1 protein-coding gene is annotated in these 709 nt (G+C 69.3%); it reads right to left on the reverse strand.

Annotation, left to right across the window (positions count from 1 at the left end):
- Positions 1-207 precede the first annotated feature (207 nt).
- A partial coding sequence (locus L942_RS17590) for a cbb3-type cytochrome c oxidase subunit I (protein ID WP_037361646.1) occupies positions 208-709 on the reverse strand: 502 nt, incomplete at its 5' end.

The raw sequence follows: 709 nt of genomic DNA on the forward strand, positions 1-709 counted from the left end.
GCAGCCCGGCTCGGCGCGGCGCGGCTCGAGTCGGCGTGCCTCGGAGCAGCGCGGCTCGGCGCGGCCCAGCGCGGCTCGGCGCGGCTCGGCTCGAGTCGGCGTGCCTCGGTGGTGTGCGGCGAGGCAAGGTCTCGGCAACGAAAAGGCGCGTGCCCGGCCGAGGGAAACCTCGACCGGGCACGCGCCGGGCACATCCTTCGAGCGTCGTTACTGCTCGCTTGCGTTGTCCTTGGTGTGGTCGCCCGGCATGGTGGCGTCCACGAGCTTCTGCGACGGGGCCCCGACGTGCTTGGCCTTGCCGAAGAAGCCGATCTCGCCTTCCGCGTGGAGGCGTTCGACCATGTGCGGGTAGTGCAGCTCGAACGCGGGCCGCTCGGAGCGGATCCGGGGCAGTTCGGTGAAGTTGTGCCGCGGCGGCGGGCAGGACGTGGCCCACTCGAGCGAGTTGCCGTAGCCCCACGGGTCGTCGACCGTGACGATTTCGCCGTACCGGTAGCTCTTGAACACGTTCCAGATGAACGGCAGCGTGGACGCCCCGAGGATGTACGCGCCGATCGTGGAGATCGTGTTCAGCGTGGTGAACCCGTCGCTGGCCAGGTAGTCCGCGTAACGCCGCGGCATGCCTTCCGCGCCCAGCCAGTGCTGCACCAGGAACGTGGTGTGGAAGCCGATGAACGTGGTCCAGAAGTGCCACTTCCCGAGCTTCTCG

Origin of the sequence: Amycolatopsis orientalis DSM 43388 (genome assembly GCF_000411975.1) — a bacterium.
Lineage (GTDB): Bacteria > Actinomycetota > Actinomycetes > Mycobacteriales > Pseudonocardiaceae > Amycolatopsis > Amycolatopsis orientalis_D.